Here is a 15492-nt window from a genome sequence, read left to right as displayed (position 1 = left end):
ATGAAAGATCCAGCAAACGTCAATGCGACCGCAGAACCCACTCACACCGCCACCGTGTATGGCATGCCAGCTTATGCCGATCGTGATGCTGCGGTCGGTGAAGTGCATGCGCGCCCACATCTGCTGATAGAAGCCCCTCGGGGCATATTGCAGTTCGCCTTCATGACCGAAGGCGACGCTGCAAAGGACCAAGCTGCGATGAGTGAGCTGTCTCATCGCTTCGGCGTTGCAGAGCCCGATCATGCCACTCCTCTTCACGGATTGACATGGGACGAGGGAGATCTGCACTGCGAAAAACACACTGAATTTTCTACGTACCTCTGGTGCGCAGCGCTGGATGCTGAGAGTGGTGAGCCATGCGGTGCAAACCCCTTCAAGCACGGATTTGTTCCTCCCGGTCCGGTGGTGTCCGGCATTAGCTTGAGGCTACTTCCATGGACTTCGGAAACTGAGAAGGAAGCTGAGCGCTTTGATCCAGCCAGCTTGTGCTACTCGCTGGTGGAGAATGGCTCTGCCGCTGTCTTGACCGACTTTCGTCAGGATGAGGATGGTCTAACGCACATTCTCATACTCGCTCGAGATTTGAATCCTGCGCGTGCTGGAGCACTTTCTCAACGTCTGTTGGAGATAGAGACTTATCGGACGTTGGCATTGTTATCCCTTCCGTTGACTCGTTCGATGACGCACGAACTTCGACGCATGGAGTCAAGACTGGCAGCCATCACAGACGAGATGTGCACCAGTTTGGCCGGACGGAGGGACAGTGACGTTTTGCTGGCCGAATTGACTCGCCTAGCTGCGGAACTGGAAGCCGGTGTTGCGGCAAACCTCTATCGTTTTGGCGCAAGCCGTGCTTACTACGAGATCGTCGAGGAAAGACTGGCTTCTCTTTCGGAAGAGGCAGTGTCCGGTTACTGCACATGGGCAGATTTTCTACAGCGTCGCATCGCTCCAGCGATGCGGACCTGCCAGTCCGTAAAGGAGCGCCAGGCAAAGCTCTCAGACAAGTTGAATCGATCCATTTCGCTACTGCGTTCCTGGATAGACGTTGAGCTCGAACGACAAAATCGGGACCTACTCGCGTCGATGAATGACCGGGCCAAGATGCAGCTGCGCCTTCAGCAAACGGTTGAAGGTCTGTCGGTCGCGGCAATTTCTTATTACGTCGTGAGTCTGCTGGGCTATCTGCTCAAAGGCATTCCCGTCATTCACGACGTGGTTGCGCCAGTAACGGCTGTCCTGGTGCCTGTGGTGATGCTGGCCATCTGGTGGACGGTCCGCAGGATTAGGCACGCCCACGGCGACCCGGCAGCAGAAGTGAAATCCTCCTGACAGCGCAGCTGTCTTGGTGCGCAATGGCTGCGCAGTTATGAATATTGGAAACAACATGGAACGCATTGAACATCACGCCAGCTCTGAAGGCTGGCAGGACGTCTATCAGCACGCATCGACGACACTCGGTTGCACGATGAAGGTCGGTGTCTATCTGCCTCCACAGGCGCAGCACGGCAAAGTGCCGGTGCTTTACTGGCTATCGGGCCTCACCTGTACGGAGCAAAACTTCATCACCAAGTCCGCTGTCCAGCGCTTCGCTGCTGAGTATGGCATTGCCGTTGTCGCACCGGATACTAGTCCTCGCGGTGAAGGTGTTGCCAACGATGCGGCCTATGACCTCGGGCAAGGGGCAGGCTTCTATGTCAATGCGACACAGGAGCCCTGGGCGGCGAACTATCGGATGTATGACTACGTGGTGCATGAGTTGCCTGCACGTATCGAGGCGCAGTTTCCTGTAACGACGGAACGCGGCATCAGTGGCCATTCCATGGGTGGACATGGGGCTCTAGTCATCGCCCTGCGCAATCCTGGCCGTTATCGCAGCGTATCTGCCTTCTCCCCCATCGTGGCTCCCACTCAAGTGCCCTGGGGACAAAAGGCCTTTGGAGCCTACCTGGGCGGTGATCAGGAGGCATGGAAGCAATACGACTCGGTGGAATTGATCCGTACCGCACGGGAACGTTTGCCGTTACTGGTAGACCAGGGCTTGAACGATGAGTTCATTGAAAGTCAATTGCGTCCCGAACTGCTGCGCAAAGTGTGTGAAGAAACGGGGCATCCGCTGACATTGAACCTGCGGCCGGGCCACGACCACAGCTACTACTTCATTGCCAGCTTCATCGGCGAACACATGGCACACCATGCGTCAGCGTTGAACCGCTGACTAAGAGGAGATCAGATCATGTTAAGGACCTCTACAGACCGACATCACGTCGTCATCATTGGGGCAGGCTTCGGTGGGATCGAAGTTGCCAACGAGCTAGCTGGCACCGAGGTCGATGTGACGATCATTGATCGGCGCAATCATCATCTGTTCCAGCCATTGCTTTACCAAGTCGCAGGGGCGTCCCTATCTACCTCGGAGATCGCTTGGCCTATACGCTATCTCTTCCGCAATCGGCCGGAAGTGAACACGTTGATGGCCGAAGTGGAAGGTGTAGACACTGACGCACGTGAAGTCATTCTCAGCAATGGATCGCGCCAGCCCTATGACACGCTCGTGCTCGCTACAGGCGCGACCCACGCTTATTTCGGGCATGACGAATGGGAGCCTTTTGCCCCAGGCCTGAAAACTCTTGAGGATGCCACGACCATCCGAGGCCGAATTCTCGCTGCATTCGAAGAAGCCGAGCGCACGAGCGATCCGCAACGACGCGCTGCGTTGCAGACCTTCGTCATCATCGGTGGCGGCCCCACCGGGGTGGAATTGGCGGGCACCATCGCGGAGCTTGCACGAGACACGCTGGCGCGAGACTTTCGCTCCATCGATCCAAGCACGTCGCGGGTTGTACTGATCGAGGCTGGTCAACGCCTGTTGTCCGTCTTTCCAGAGGATCTTTCGGCCTATACGCGCCAGGCGCTCGAAAAGCTCGGGGTCGAGGTCGTGCTGGGTACGCCGGTCACCGAATGCTCGGCGGACGGCGTGGTGTATGGCGGCAACCCCCTTTCGGCCAAGACCATCGTCTGGGCCGCCGGAGTCCAAGCGTCTCCTGCAGCCCGCTGGTTGGGTGCTGCATCTGATCGTGCTGGCCGAGTTGTCGTAGGGGCCGACCTGACGGTGGCGGGATACCCTGAGATCTTTGCCATCGGCGATACGGCCTCGTGCACTATGCCTGATGGAAAGCCTGTCCCAGGAATTGCACCAGCAGCAAAACAGCAAGGCAAGTACGTTGCTAGCCTGATTGGGCGACGCTTGAAGGGTAAGCCCAGCGATGGTGCCTTTAAATACCGACATCAGGGGAACCTAGCAACCATAGGCCGTAGCCTGGCGGTCATTGACATGGGACGAGTGAAGCTGCGCGGAGCGTTTGCATGGTGGATTTGGAAACTCGCGCATATCTACTTTCTTATTGGTACTCGAAATCGCCTTAGCGTTGCCTTGAGTTGGGTATGGAACCACAGCATTGGCTACCGAGGCTCTCGCATCATCCTTCGGACAAGCCCGGACAAGGACCACCCCCCTAAGCCTATGGCGTTGGGTAAATCCGGACCTTCGGATTAGAGGACCATGCTCCGGAGTAGGCAAGACCACGTTTGGGTGCAGTACGGATTCTTGATCGTCTTGCTTAATCGACGTTGATCGTCAGTAGCCTGGATAAGACAGCTGGTTGTTCTAAACAGCGCGCAAGGCCGCGCAGTTAAGTAGCCAGCAGGCAATTCAGGCAAGACAGCTGCTCTTTCACATCCATTGGCCTACTAACTACGTACAAAATCTATGTCACTGATGATCGTCATCCTGGCAACGCTGGCCGCGGGCATAGGGAGCGTCTGGATAGCCTATCTGTTGGTCGCCCGTACCAGGGCAAGCAATGGACAGACTAGTTACGCGCAGCAAGGCTTTCTTGGTTTGGCAGCTGGCGCACTTTTAACTACAAGCCTCACTCATCTGCTGCCTGAAGCGCTTGAAAGCAATGTAGATGCGCATGAGCTCTTCTTGGTCATTCTGGCGGGCTTGGTTTTCTTTTTTCTTTTGGGCAAGGCAGAGCTATGGCATCACCCGCACGACCATGAACATACAAGCCCTTCTCACAGAGGCTCCAGTTGGGCATTGCTGATTGGCGATGGTGTTCATTGTTTCGGTGACGGCGTTCTGATCGCTTCTATGTTCATCGTGGACATTCGATTGGGCGCGATTGCTGCCGCATCAGTATTAGCGCATGAGATACCTCACCACATGGGTGATCTGGCCGTTCTACGGGAGGGGAGTTATCGAGGTTCTGCGGTTCTGAAACTCACCATGGCTGGCGGGATGACAGCATTAGGAGGTGTAAGTGGATATCTTCTGCTTGCAAAGCTACAGCATTGGCAACCATTCTTGATGGCTGTGGCTGGGAGCAGCTTTATCTATGTGGCGCTCTCAGACGTAATACCTCGGATGCAGCAACGCCGAACGGCGAAGGACGCCACGATACAAGTGGCTTGGCTTCTGCTTGGGATCGCGATAGTTGCCGTAGTGAGCTCGCTGTCTCATGGCAATAGCGCCTTGTGAACCAAGGGGTGATCCAGCGCAGTCGCTGGCTGGTTCCAGTCAACTCAAATGTTGGGTTTGAAGAAATACGCGTACTTACACAAGAACCTGCGCCATCGGAATCATTTTCTTGAAATGCCTGGGAGACGAACTTGACCGATCTATTCACGACAAAGCCCAAGCCTCCCTTGGCCGAACTCCTGCGCCCCAAGACGCTGGATGAATTCGTCGGGCAAAGGCACTTGCTTGGCCCCGGCAAGCCGCTGCGCCTCGCATTCGAGTCGTGCAAGCTGCACTCGTTCATCCTCTGGGGGCCACCGGGCGTGGGCAAGACCACCCTGGGCCGCCTAGCCGCCAGCGTGACCGACAGCCGCTTCATCGCCATCTCCGCCGTGCTGGCCGGGGTGAAGGACATTCGGCAAGCCATCGACGAAGCCCAGGCTGAACTGGACAACCACGGTCGTTCTACAGTCCTTTTCGTTGATGAAATCCATCGCTTCAACAAGGCGCAGCAGGATGCGTTGTTACCCCATGTCGAGTCGGGTCTGCTTACCCTGGTGGGAGGGACTACGGAGCATCCGGGGTTGGCTGTCAATTCCGCCCTTCTCTCTCGTGCTCAGGTCTACACACTGGAGCCGCTGTCTGGCGAAGAGATGCAGCAGCTCTATGCACGCGCACTGCCGCATCTGCAGGGCATCAGGTTGGATGCGGACGCGCTGGACTTGCTCAAGGGCTTCGCCGATGGCGATGGCAGGCGCTTCCTCAATCTGCTTGAGCAGGTGACAAATGCGGCGGCGGGCGCCGGCAAACCTCTGGTCGATGGCGAGTTCACCAGGTTGTCCACCAGTCCGTCGCTGCGCCGCTTCGATAAGGGCGGCGACGAGTTCTACTGGCAGCTCTCGGCATTTCACAAATCGCTGCGGGGTTCCGACCCCGATGCGGCCCTGTATTGGCTGGCTCGCATCCTCGATGGCAGCGGTGATGTGAGTCAGGTGACCCGTCGCATGGTGGTGATGGCCAGCGAAGACATCGGCAATGCAGACCCGCAGGCGCTGCAATTGGCACTCAATGCCGCGTTGGCCTACGACAGGTTGGGCTCGCCCGAAGGCGAGATACCGCTGGCCCAGGCGGTGACTTACCTTGCTCTGGCCCCCAAGTCGAATGCCGCATATGCCGCGTGGGACCAGGCCAAGGCGTTCGTCAAGCGCAGCGGCTCCCAGCCTGTACCACTTCATCTTCGCAATGCGCCGACGAAGCTGATGAAGCAGATGGGATATCGCGAAGGCTACCGCTACGCCCATGATGAGCCCAATGGCTATGCCGCTGGGCAAACCTATTTTCCTGAAGGGGTGGCGCGGCCGGGTTGGTATCAACCAACCGACAGAGGCGTTGAGCGCAAGCTGGGAGAACGGCTCACTTGGCTACGTTCGCTCGACGATGAGATGCCGCCAGAGGCGGAATCTTGACCGATCGCCCCCCGAAATCGGCTCATGAACTACAGGATAAGAACATGCCCAACCCTTCTTTCGGTGAATCCTCTTGTACTGCCGCCGCCAGCGGCCTCGTGCAGGTGCGGGGAGCGCGTGAGCACAATCTCAAGGACGTGGACGTCGACATCCCGCGCAACGCGCTGGTTGTGTTCTCGGGTGTGTCCGGCTCCGGGAAGTCCTCGCTGGCCTTCGGCACCATCTATGCAGAAGCCCAGCGGCGCTACTTCGAGTCGGTGGCTCCCTATGCACGACGCCTGATCGACCAGGCCGGCGTACCCGATGTCGATGCGATCGACGGCCTGCCTCCAGCGGTGGCGCTGCAGCAGCAGCGCGGAGCCAGTAATGCGCGTTCTTCTGTGGGCAGCGTCACGACATTGTCCAGCCTGGTCCGGATGATGTATTCCCGCGCCGGAGCCTATCCGGCCGGTCAGCCGATGCTGTACGCCGAGGATTTTTCCCCCAACACGCCGCAGGGGGCATGTCCGACCTGCCACGGCCTGGGTCATGTGTACGAGGTGACCGAGGCCATCATGGTGCCCGATCCATCGCTCACCATCCGCGAGCGGGCGATTGCCTCGTGGCCGCCCGCCTGGCAGGGGCAGAACCTGCGCGACATCCTGGTCAGTATGGGCTACGACGTGGACCGACCGTGGAAGGACTTGCCGAAGACGGATCGTGACTGGATTCTGTTCACCGAGGAAACACCGACGGTGCCGGTGTACGCGGGCTTCACACCTGCTGAGACCCGCGCCGCGCTCAAGCGCAAGATGGAGCCGAGCTACATGGGTACCTTCACCGGCGCCCGTCGGTATGTGCTACACACCTTCGCGAACACCCAGAGCGCGCTAATGAGAAAGCGTGTGTCCCGGTTCATGGAGGGCAAGCCGTGCCCCACGTGCCAAGGCAAGCGGCTCAAGCCTGAGGCACTGTCGATCACTTTCGCCGGTGTGGACATCGGCGCGTTCATGCAGATGCCGCTGGACCGACTGGCGGCCTTGCTCGAACCCATCGCCCAGGGCGATTTCCGCGCCCATGCAGCGGGAGCGGCCACGGACAAAGAGGCAACCCGGCGCGACCGTGCAGAACGCGCGACCTCCGGCCGTGCCGTGCATGCGGTATCGCCCGACGTGCGCCGCACCTCCGCGCTGTCGGAAGAAAAGCGTCTCGCCGCGCAGCGCTTGGCCGGTGGCGTGATGGCACGACTGCGTCAGCTGCGCGGGCTGGGCCTAGGCTACCTGACGCTGGACCGGGCCACGCCGACGCTTTCGGCTGGCGAATTGCAACGCCTGCGGCTGGCCACGCAGCTGAGTTCCCTGCTGTTTGGCGTCGTGTATGTCCTCGACGAACCCTCGGCGGGGCTTCACCCCTCCGACAGCCAAGCCCTGTACGACGCGCTCGACCGGCTGCGCGACGCCGGCAACTCGGTGTTCGTGGTGGAGCACGATCTGGACCTGATGCGCCGCGCGCAATGGCTGGTGGATGTCGGGCCGGATGCCGGAGAGCGTGGCGGCCACGTGCTCTACAGCGGCGAGCCGGATGGCCTGCGCAAGATTGCCGAATCGCGCACCGCCCGATATCTGTTCGACGAGATCCCCGCGCCGGGGAGCCGGGCACGCGAAGCGACGAGCTGGCTGGAGCTACAGGGCATCCACCGCCACAATCTGCATGGTGTGGATGCACGGATTCCGCTGGGCGTGCTGACAGCCGTCACCGGCATCTCCGGCTCCGGCAAGTCTAGCCTTGTAGCGCAGGCCTTGCCGGAGTTGATGCTGCTGCACCTGGGCCACGAGCCTGAAGACGATGCGGCCGAAAACGCCTCCAGCGAAGGGCCGGCCGTAATCGAAGCGACCGGCGGTCGTCTGGCGGGCGACGTGGACGCCATTCAGCGCCTGGTGCAAGTGGACCAGAAGCCGATTGGGCGTACGCCGCGCTCGAACCTGGCTACCTACACCGGCCTGTTCGACCACGTGCGCAAGCTGTTCGCCGCCACGCCCGATGCTCGACGCCGACGCTATGACGCCGGACGGTTCTCATTCAATGTTGCCAAGGGGCGCTGCGAAACTTGCGAGGGCGAGGGTTTCGTCAGCGTGGAACTGCTGTTCATGCCCAGCGTGTACGCGCCGTGCCCGACATGCCATGGCGCACGCTACAACCAGGCCACGCTGAAGGTGCAATGGCACGGGCGCAATATCGCTGAAGTGCTGCAGATGACCGTGGACGAGGCCAGCGAATTCTTCACGGATGAAGGCGCAGTGGCAAGGACACTACAACTGCTGCGTGATATCGGACTGGGCTATCTTCGCCTGGGGCAACCAGCCACAGAGCTTTCCGGTGGTGAGGCGCAGCGCATTAAGCTGGCTACCGAGCTTCAGCGCAGTCAGCGCGGACGCAACCTGTACGTGCTCGACGAGCCGACCACCGGTCTGCATGCATCGGATGCGGACCGGCTGCTAGTGCAGTTGCAGCGCCTGGTCGATGCCGGCAATACCGTGGTGATGATCGAGCATGACATGCGTGCGGTGGCCCAGGCCGACTGGGTGATTGATGTGGGGCCGGGCGCAGGCGATGCCGGCGGCCGCATCGTGATAGCCGGTTCTCCGGGACAGGTGGCGCGAATGCCCGACAGCCGGACTGCGCCGTTTCTCGCGCAGGAGTTGACGCGGGCCCGGACGTGAGGCTGGGTTTTGTCTACGGGATCAGTCCATGTCCGAAGTCGGTCAGAGCGGAATTGGGCAGGCCAGAACCGAATGACTCAGTTCAGCCTAGACCTGCCGCTCACTGCTACCGACCGGACGCCAGCTTCTGGCCGATCCCAAGCCGGTCACGACCAGCAGGCTGGTCAGCCGCGACCGGCACAGGCGGTCAATGCAACCGGAATCCGCAGTTGCATCCATGAAGCCCGCAAGGTACTGCTCACCCCACAGAAGCGACATTCGTGCCGTCTCACGCTGCTCGGCGGTGAAGGTTGAAGGCTTCACACCCCGAATAGCACGCATATCCACGCACGCCTTATGGGCTGCATCGGCGTCCGGCCCTGATGTGTGGGCATCGGCCATGGCTTCCCGATCCAAGATCGCAAAGGGAATTGCCAACTTGAGAGCTGTGCCCAGGTACATGTCTTTCCTCGGATTTCCTCGATGTGTTGCTCTACAAAAAATCTTCAATTCTGCGGAACTCAGAAGGCCCGCTTGCTGTTTTGGCAATCCATCCTCGCTGCAATCTAAAAGTTAGAACTCGGCCAGCCATTTCCGCCTCCAATGCACTCACTTGCTGCGCAAACTGGGGCGCATAACTCTCATGGTCAATTGCTTGTGAAATGTGATTCCAGACAGCCTGAAAAAGCGCGTGCTCTGCAGCAGGCTTTTCGAGCGCAGCTGAACTTGAGGCCATGACTTTGCGCACCAGCTCAGCTGCTGCTTTCAGCTCATCACAGGGGACGCCCTCAAGGCGGTCTGCGAGATAGACCAACGACTCTTTTTCCATACCCGTGCTCATCCGCTGTCCTATCTGGATTTATGTGGGTGTAGTTCCCAAAATGTGTTCACATCAATGAGCTGTGATTGCATCTTGTAGTGGGCTTCCAAAGGCTTTCTGATCCGCTCAATGAACACATCTTGAGTACCCTTCTGACCATGGCAAATGTCCCAGCCACAGTCGAAATTCAAAGCCCCATCAAGACCGTACAGATCACAGTTCGCAAGCGCAGCGATTGCGTCAAGCCCCTTGTCGGTATGGTGTCCGTATGGGACGCTTAGAAACCCTGTTCCACGGCGCTTGGGTACAAGCACATGCAGCCCTTCAGCTACCCAGCAAAACAGCAACTTGGGTTCGGCGCTCGCGGCTGGCATGGTTTTCCTTGGCCGTAGCTCAGCGTGTTGAGCGAATGAACTTACGGCCCTGCTTAAACCAATTCACTGCCTCTGCTGTGTTGCCTATGTCTAGCGCGGCCATCACATGAGCGAGCGCGCCTACAGCTTCTTCTTTGGTGATTTCTCCTGCCTTGTAATCGTCGAGTACGTAACCTAAGAATGCATCCATGTTCTTGTGGTCGCTTGTACTCAAATTTGCTTGCCCGTTGCTCATTGCTTTCTCCGTCGTTTTGTTGGAGTTGGGAAGTCTACCCCCCATTGGGGGGTGTTTCAAGCGTTTTATCTGTTCTCTAAGCCTATGGTTTTCAACGATGAGCCTGACGAAATGCTCAGCCATCCCTGGCATCTCCCGAAAACTCTTGGACTCGCTAGGAGCAAGCCATTTCTCGAAGGTTGACCAGGGGACTCCCATGTGGTCAGCCAGTGCTTTTTGCGACCAACCCAAAAGTGCTGCCGCCTCCCGTAGGTATTGCTGCTGCATATTCACACTGCCCCCGCAACGATTTCGCCTAGGTCAACTGGGTCAGCTTCTACTAGGCGCTTCACTGTCGTCACGCTCTTTACACCCAGGATTTCGGCAAGGTGCCGGTAGTCGTAGCCCAAGCGACGCAGTTTTGTCGCAAACGTGCGGCGGGCAGACTGGGCAGACCCACCCTCTATGCCTGCATTTGCGTGGAGCCTGCTGATGTACGCGGTCAGCGCATTGCATGAATAGCTCAAAGCACCTGAAACAAGCACTTTTTCTGTGAGTCCATATGCAGCCCCCGCTTCAGTCAAAAAAACAGCGCTTGAGGGGTCTAAGCCACGGTAAGCACCATGTTTGACCGTAACACCATGCTTGTGCTTCACGCGCCAGGCCAGGTACTCATCAAGCGCAGTGCTGACCCGCTTGTTTGTCCAATACAGAGGACGCGGCACGCCGTTGTGCGCGATTTCAGCGCGCACTCGGCTTTTCTCATGAATTTCGCCAGTTGGCATGAGGTAGTCGGCTACTGTCAGGCATGCCAGTTCAGTCACAGCCAAGGCGGTGCCATAGAGCGTCAGCAGAAGCGCTTTGTCGCGCTCGGGCACGCGGCTGTATGCAGCTGTTGCCTTCAGCATGTGCTCGAATTGTCGGTCTGAAATAACCTGTGGTTTTGCCATCTAGTAATTCATCAGAAGTGCGAATTACCGTGATGCTATCTGAGCTTTGTGCTTAAAGCCACCTATGGTGTCGCGGCAATCCTCGCTATCAAGGAAACTTGGCCCAATGCGTCGGCATGTATAAAACGCAGCGCTATACGTAGTAGCAGGCAACGGTGCTTGCAACAAACTACGGAGCTTCCATTGCGCAAATTTATTCTCATTCACCTGCTGCTTGCCCTCGCCCTATTTCTTATGAGCACTCCAGCGCTTTAGGCCAACGCTACGCGGAAAGTTGACCATCTCTGCTAACCGCGTCTGCCGTTCAGATCAAATCCAAAAAGCCGCGCACCATCCTCGGAGAACTGGGGATGGACGCAAACGTCTGGTGCGTCATCCAAAACCTCAGATAACAAGATGCGAGCAATGCCCATACCTTGGCTTGATGGTTTCACGTAAACGGCGTGTATGGCCTTCCTGCACTGGGTCTTGAACCCTTTTCGAACCCCATGAACTTCATGTGCGACCTTCAGCTGAACCACGCCAAGGATGGGTGAGTTGAACTCATCACGGTATAGATATCGCATTGAATAGCTCACTTGAGCTGGATCACCAGGCCAAGCACCTGGCTTTACGTGGTGATGACCACAAGTTACGTCCACCTGAGCAGAACGCATCTGGACTCCGTTGACTGGTGCGATCTGCACTTTGCGCCAGTCGATTTCCTCATCTCCATATTCATCAGGCTCACGAAGCATTTCAGCAAACTCGTATGGCCCGCCGAGATAGAACTTTCCTTCAAGCGCAGACGGGATGCGCGATACGGTGAGGCGGTCAAGTGGTGTCACAAGCTTCATGCAGTGATTTTCCGAGCGAAACCATCTTTCCACAGTCGATCAGTGCCACGAGCACGAGGCTACTGGCCTGCAGCCATCAGTCGGGCAAGATCGTTCTGGAGACACATTTGCAGCCTTCGTCGAACCCTGGCCACGTTGCAACACCGTCAACCACCATCCCTTTGGCTATATCAAAGGTCTTACCGTCTAGGGCGCTGTGAGCGGCATCACGCTTGATGTCTGCTTTACTTGGATTCGTTGGGTCATGCATGCAGGGAGCTTTTGCATAAATCCACTTCGCTTCACTCATCCCAAGAGTCAAGCGATGCTCCACGGTCATGATTACATCAGCTCTGTTCACTAGCAGCCGTGTGATGCGATGCGCACAGTTCTTCGGCATCCCATCGATAGTCATTAGCCCTGAAGAGAGATGAGCCATGTCTCGGCCCCTGTTCAATGCTTCCAGAGCGGTAGCGAGAACCTTTGCTTCGTTCTTTTTGCCAATTTCGGCAAACGATGCGATGTCCTTCTTCAACTGAGCCTTGACTGCCGGGGTCAGTCTTGACTTGTCAACCTTGACTGTGGGCATCTGGTTCGGCAGATCCTCGGCGGATGCCTGCTCATCAGTGCTGACCAACTTGGTGAAGAGCTTCTTTAGCCCGAACATTCCTGTCTCCTTTTTCAGGCCTGGATCATGGCATGGGTTGCTTCTCAACTTCTTTCCGTCGTTGGCCTGGTGTGCCAGCAAATTTCAATGCAATTCAATGCTGCAACTGACTAAACTCTTATGCTCAGACCTTCACATTTACCGGAATAGAAATGGCGATTTTTCGAGAAAGAGACGGCGACGGAGTTATCACAACAACGTCCATAGGTGAAGACACTTTCATCCTCAAAGGCTCTGGTTCGATCCTAGCTCAAGGGGCTGCAGAAATTTTTGCTAAGAGACACGGGCTGGAGCGTGACCCCAAGACGTTCTCCTTCAGAATTCCGAATCGGGTTCTCCACGGCCGAGTCTTGGTTGACTTGAGTGCTAACAAGTATTTTCAGAAAGTATGACCCCTTCCGGTGCCTCTCTCAGCAAGCCTCCGTAGGAAGGTTGATCAAGCGCCCGTCAAAGGGGGCAGAGAGTTCCCGGAAACAAACTTGCAGCATTGATAGGTTGTCATCTTCATCAGATCCTTCGCGGCCCCTGCACCCGAAAAATCTTCAATGGCTTCAACTCCTCAGCAGTGGACTGTCCAGCTTGCCCAGACGCATGCGCCCTACCCTCAGATCTTCCTGCAGCGCCCCCTCCCGGAACATTCGTGGTTTTCCGTTGTAGTTGTTGACGTAGCGAAGTTCATGGCTTGCGTGCGCAACGGCAATCAGTTGCGGATTCCAGAAATCCAGTTGTGGAGCGACGATAAACGTGAGCGCTTGTGTTCTCACCTTGACCCAGCCGGGGGCGATGAACCTGTGATGCCGAGAACATCCATTGAAGAGGTTCAAATCAAGCGCTGGTATGGCTTGAGGCCACCAAGCATTCATGCAGTCGTCTCATTCACCAATGGACGACACCGATCAGCTTACATGGAGTTTGCAGGCGCTAAAAGAATGCCCGTAGAAGTGCTCACCGATCAGGTAGATCTTTTTGTTAAGCACTGCACCTGACTTCAGATGCTATCTTTTTTATAGAACGTGCACACCCACCCTCAATCCGACCAAGCTAGGTTAGATTGCTCCTTTCAGGGAGGCAATATGAACCATGATTTGTTGGAAGATTCGGCTTGGCGCGGTCCATTGCTGCTTGCAATGCATCGGGCACTATTGTCCGAATTTACTGCAGCCGATTGGCGTGAGATTGGCTATGAGACGGGATTTCAGGACTACATCATCAAGCATCCGCGCCTTCGGCGTAGTCTGTCCTGGAAAGATGATGACTACAGCGATCATGTTTTTGGGGTGCTTGAGCATTTCTCACGGCAGGACATTCAAGCCTTGGTTGCAGTTATCCAGCATCCAAAAATTCGTCCCCACCTGGAGCGAGATCAACCAGAAAAGCTGATCGAGATGGGCTACCAAGCAGGTCATGTCCCCCCCGTGGCGCAACATATTTCTGCCTCAGAAGTAGTTCGTCTTGCTTTGGCCGATGCGGATAATTTACTTGCAACATCTGGAGCACCTAGCACTATCGACCGTCTACATACCGCCATGCATGGATACTTGAAAACCATGTGCCAAGAAAGCGGCATCGACCTCCCAGACGGTGCAACCTTAACCGTGGCCTATAAAGCATTGCGTGCACAACATCCTGCGCTGCAATCGCTCGGGAGTCATGATGGAGATATAGGGAAAATTTTGGCCCCCTTCGCAGCCGTTCTCGATGCCATCAATACCCTGCGCAACCACGGCAGCATCGCCCACCCCAACGAGAACATTGTCGGTACGCCCGAGGCTGCATTGGTCGTTAACGCTGTCCGAACGATGTTTCACTATCTGAACCAGAAGCTTCGGCCATCGAGCTGAACGGACCTGTCCGCTCTCGGCATGCGAACCGATTGAGCAAAACAAAAAGCCCAGGCACATCCGAGGATGTGCGCTGGGCTTTTGATACTTTCAGGCATCACTACCGGGTAGTGGCTATTACAGATCCGAGCTGGATGCAGATCTCAGGCTAGCCATTCAGCCGCCTCAGGCGCTTGCAAAAACGCGATTAGTGCATCTGCACTTTCGCTTGCAATCCAGAATTTCTCGTTACGAGAGATGTGGATGTTCTGATCGGAGAAAAGCTCCTCCAACTGCTTGAGAGACATGAGGTTGCTTTCAACAGATCCACCCTGAAGAGCATACTCTGTGAACCTAAATCCTCCGTCACTGGTGACGTGGATCTCACTCCCAAGGTCGTCCATCCCATCGACGATCTCCGCGCTTCCCCAGATCATTTCTGGGTAGTTGGATGTGCTACCAGCTCTCTCATGCTCTCTGCTGGTAGACACCATGCGTTCAACCTGCTCACAGAAGCGAGGAAGGATCTTGAAGGCACAAAATCGAGGGTTGTGTCCTGTTGTCTTATCCCAGGCTTCCAACACCGCGATCTTCTGAATTGAAGTGCCCGCTTCAGAAGTTGCCCCGCCCCAATACATGCGCAGGTAGGCATCTGCAGTCATAACGGTCATTTCTATCTCCTTATGCCAGCGTAAAACTCGTCAGCCATTCCGGGCCAAGACGATTGCGAAGTTGACGCAAGAGATGCCCATCGGGCATCGTTGCATCCTTTCCAGAAGTCCAAGCAGCTGACAGTTGGCCCTTCCAGTCAGCGCCAGCACGCTTCGCAAAGCGTGAGAGGGCGGCAAGCTGTTCAGGCGTGGGGTCTTCTTCCTGGTCCTCTGATTTCAGGCCCGCGTTCAATGTGGCGCTCACCTCCTTCAGTGCAGAAATCTGCACCTGAAAAGCTGGGTCGTCACTTGCACACAGTGGCTCAATATCAACCCTTGCGTGGTTGGTATTGCAGTTCAAACAAGCCTTCATCCATTCCAACGTATCAGCCTGGTTCTTGAAGCGAGCTTCAAGAGCCGCGTCTGCGGGTGTCGTCACGATGATCTTTGCAGTCACTGTGATGGTTTGGGGTTCGTTGCTAGATGTGTTCATTTCCAATCTCCTAAATTGGAAAG

17 protein-coding genes are annotated in these 15492 nt (G+C 56.7%); 8 read left to right on the top strand and 9 right to left on the bottom strand.

The annotated features are described in order from the left end of the window. The 6 genes from NOX35_RS27110 to NOX35_RS27085 all read left to right on the top strand — a co-directional run bounded on the left by NOX35_RS27110 (nt 1) and on the right by NOX35_RS27085 (nt 8687). Nucleotides 1-1332, top strand: a complete 1332-nt coding sequence (locus tag NOX35_RS27110) for a DUF3422 family protein (protein ID WP_071038010.1) — start codon at nt 1-3, stop codon at nt 1330-1332. A gap of 55 nt (nt 1333-1387) precedes the next feature. After that, nucleotides 1388-2218, top strand: coding sequence for an S-formylglutathione hydrolase (gene fghA / locus NOX35_RS27105; protein WP_071038009.1), 831 nt, complete (start codon nt 1388-1390; stop codon nt 2216-2218). Nucleotides 2219-2236: 18 nt separating this feature from the next. Continuing rightward, nucleotides 2237-3556, top strand: coding sequence for an NAD(P)/FAD-dependent oxidoreductase (locus NOX35_RS27100; protein ID WP_084084743.1), 1320 nt, complete (start codon nt 2237-2239; stop codon nt 3554-3556). Nucleotides 3557-3769: 213 nt separating this feature from the next. Further along, on the top strand, nt 3770-4543 hold the full coding sequence (locus NOX35_RS27095) for a ZIP family metal transporter (protein WP_084084741.1): 774 nt from the start codon (nt 3770-3772) through the stop codon (nt 4541-4543). A gap of 131 nt (nt 4544-4674) precedes the next feature. After that, on the top strand, nt 4675-5988 hold the full coding sequence (locus NOX35_RS27090; protein ID WP_071038007.1) for a replication-associated recombination protein A: 1314 nt from the start codon (nt 4675-4677) through the stop codon (nt 5986-5988). Between the two features lie 44 nt (nt 5989-6032). After that, the gene (locus NOX35_RS27085) at nt 6033-8687 is read left to right on the top strand and encodes an excinuclease ABC subunit UvrA (RefSeq protein ID WP_071038006.1); all 2655 of its coding nucleotides are present in this window, start codon (nt 6033-6035) and stop codon (nt 8685-8687) included. Nucleotides 8688-8774: 87 nt separating this feature from the next. On the opposite strand, the gene NOX35_RS27080 is transcribed toward NOX35_RS27085, so the two are convergent. The 7 genes from NOX35_RS27080 to NOX35_RS27050 form a co-directional block, all read right to left on the bottom strand. Then, complete coding sequence (locus NOX35_RS27080) at nt 8775-9128, bottom strand: hypothetical protein (protein WP_182312605.1); 354 nt, start codon at nt 9126-9128, stop codon at nt 8775-8777. A gap of 31 nt (nt 9129-9159) precedes the next feature. Next, on the bottom strand, nt 9160-9495 hold the full coding sequence (locus NOX35_RS27075) for a hypothetical protein (protein ID WP_182312607.1): 336 nt from the start codon (nt 9493-9495) through the stop codon (nt 9160-9162). A 20-nt stretch (nt 9496-9515) separates the two neighbouring features. Further along, on the bottom strand, nt 9516-9860 hold the full coding sequence (locus NOX35_RS27070) for a hypothetical protein (protein WP_148748300.1): 345 nt from the start codon (nt 9858-9860) through the stop codon (nt 9516-9518). Between the two features lie 19 nt (nt 9861-9879). Continuing rightward, nucleotides 9880-10362 carry a hypothetical protein gene (locus NOX35_RS27065; protein ID WP_232536461.1) on the bottom strand — a complete coding sequence of 161 codons (483 nt, stop codon included), beginning with the start codon at nt 10360-10362 and terminating at the stop codon, nt 9880-9882. 2 nt (nt 10363-10364) lie between these two features. Continuing rightward, nucleotides 10365-11024: a site-specific integrase gene (locus tag NOX35_RS27060; protein ID WP_148748305.1), complete on the bottom strand. Its 660-nt coding sequence runs from the start codon at nt 11022-11024 to the stop codon at nt 10365-10367. A gap of 287 nt (nt 11025-11311) precedes the next feature. Next, nucleotides 11312-11860, bottom strand: coding sequence for a GNAT family N-acetyltransferase (locus NOX35_RS27055; protein WP_182312609.1), 549 nt, complete (start codon nt 11858-11860; stop codon nt 11312-11314). Between the two features lie 76 nt (nt 11861-11936). Further along, nucleotides 11937-12506, bottom strand: coding sequence for a hypothetical protein (locus NOX35_RS27050; RefSeq protein WP_182312611.1), 570 nt, complete (start codon nt 12504-12506; stop codon nt 11937-11939). A gap of 545 nt (nt 12507-13051) precedes the next feature. Here NOX35_RS27050 and NOX35_RS27045 point away from each other — a divergent pair. Together NOX35_RS27045 and NOX35_RS27040 are read left to right on the top strand one after the other, a co-directional pair. Further along, nucleotides 13052-13492: a hypothetical protein gene (locus NOX35_RS27045; RefSeq protein WP_256497039.1), complete on the top strand. Its 441-nt coding sequence runs from the start codon at nt 13052-13054 to the stop codon at nt 13490-13492. An 87-nt stretch (nt 13493-13579) separates the two neighbouring features. Next, on the top strand, nt 13580-14347 hold the full coding sequence (locus NOX35_RS27040; protein WP_182312614.1) for an abortive infection family protein: 768 nt from the start codon (nt 13580-13582) through the stop codon (nt 14345-14347). 143 nt (nt 14348-14490) lie between these two features. Here NOX35_RS27040 and NOX35_RS27035 read toward each other — a convergent pair whose 3' ends face one another. Together NOX35_RS27035 and NOX35_RS27030 are read right to left on the bottom strand one after the other, a co-directional pair. Beyond that, entirely contained in the window at nt 14491-14997 is a 507-nt protein-coding gene (locus tag NOX35_RS27035) for a hypothetical protein (RefSeq protein WP_182312616.1), read from the bottom strand. Between the two features lie 10 nt (nt 14998-15007). Next, nucleotides 15008-15469 carry a hypothetical protein gene (locus NOX35_RS27030; protein WP_182312618.1) on the bottom strand — a complete coding sequence of 154 codons (462 nt, stop codon included), beginning with the start codon at nt 15467-15469 and terminating at the stop codon, nt 15008-15010. Nucleotides 15470-15492 lie beyond the last annotated feature (23 nt).

It is taken from the genome of Comamonas sp. C11 (assembly GCF_024496285.1).
GTDB lineage: Bacteria > Pseudomonadota > Gammaproteobacteria > Burkholderiales > Burkholderiaceae_C > Comamonas > Comamonas testosteroni_F.
The sequence above is the reverse complement of the archived record's forward strand: the minus strand, read 5'-3'. Positions and strand labels throughout refer to the sequence as shown.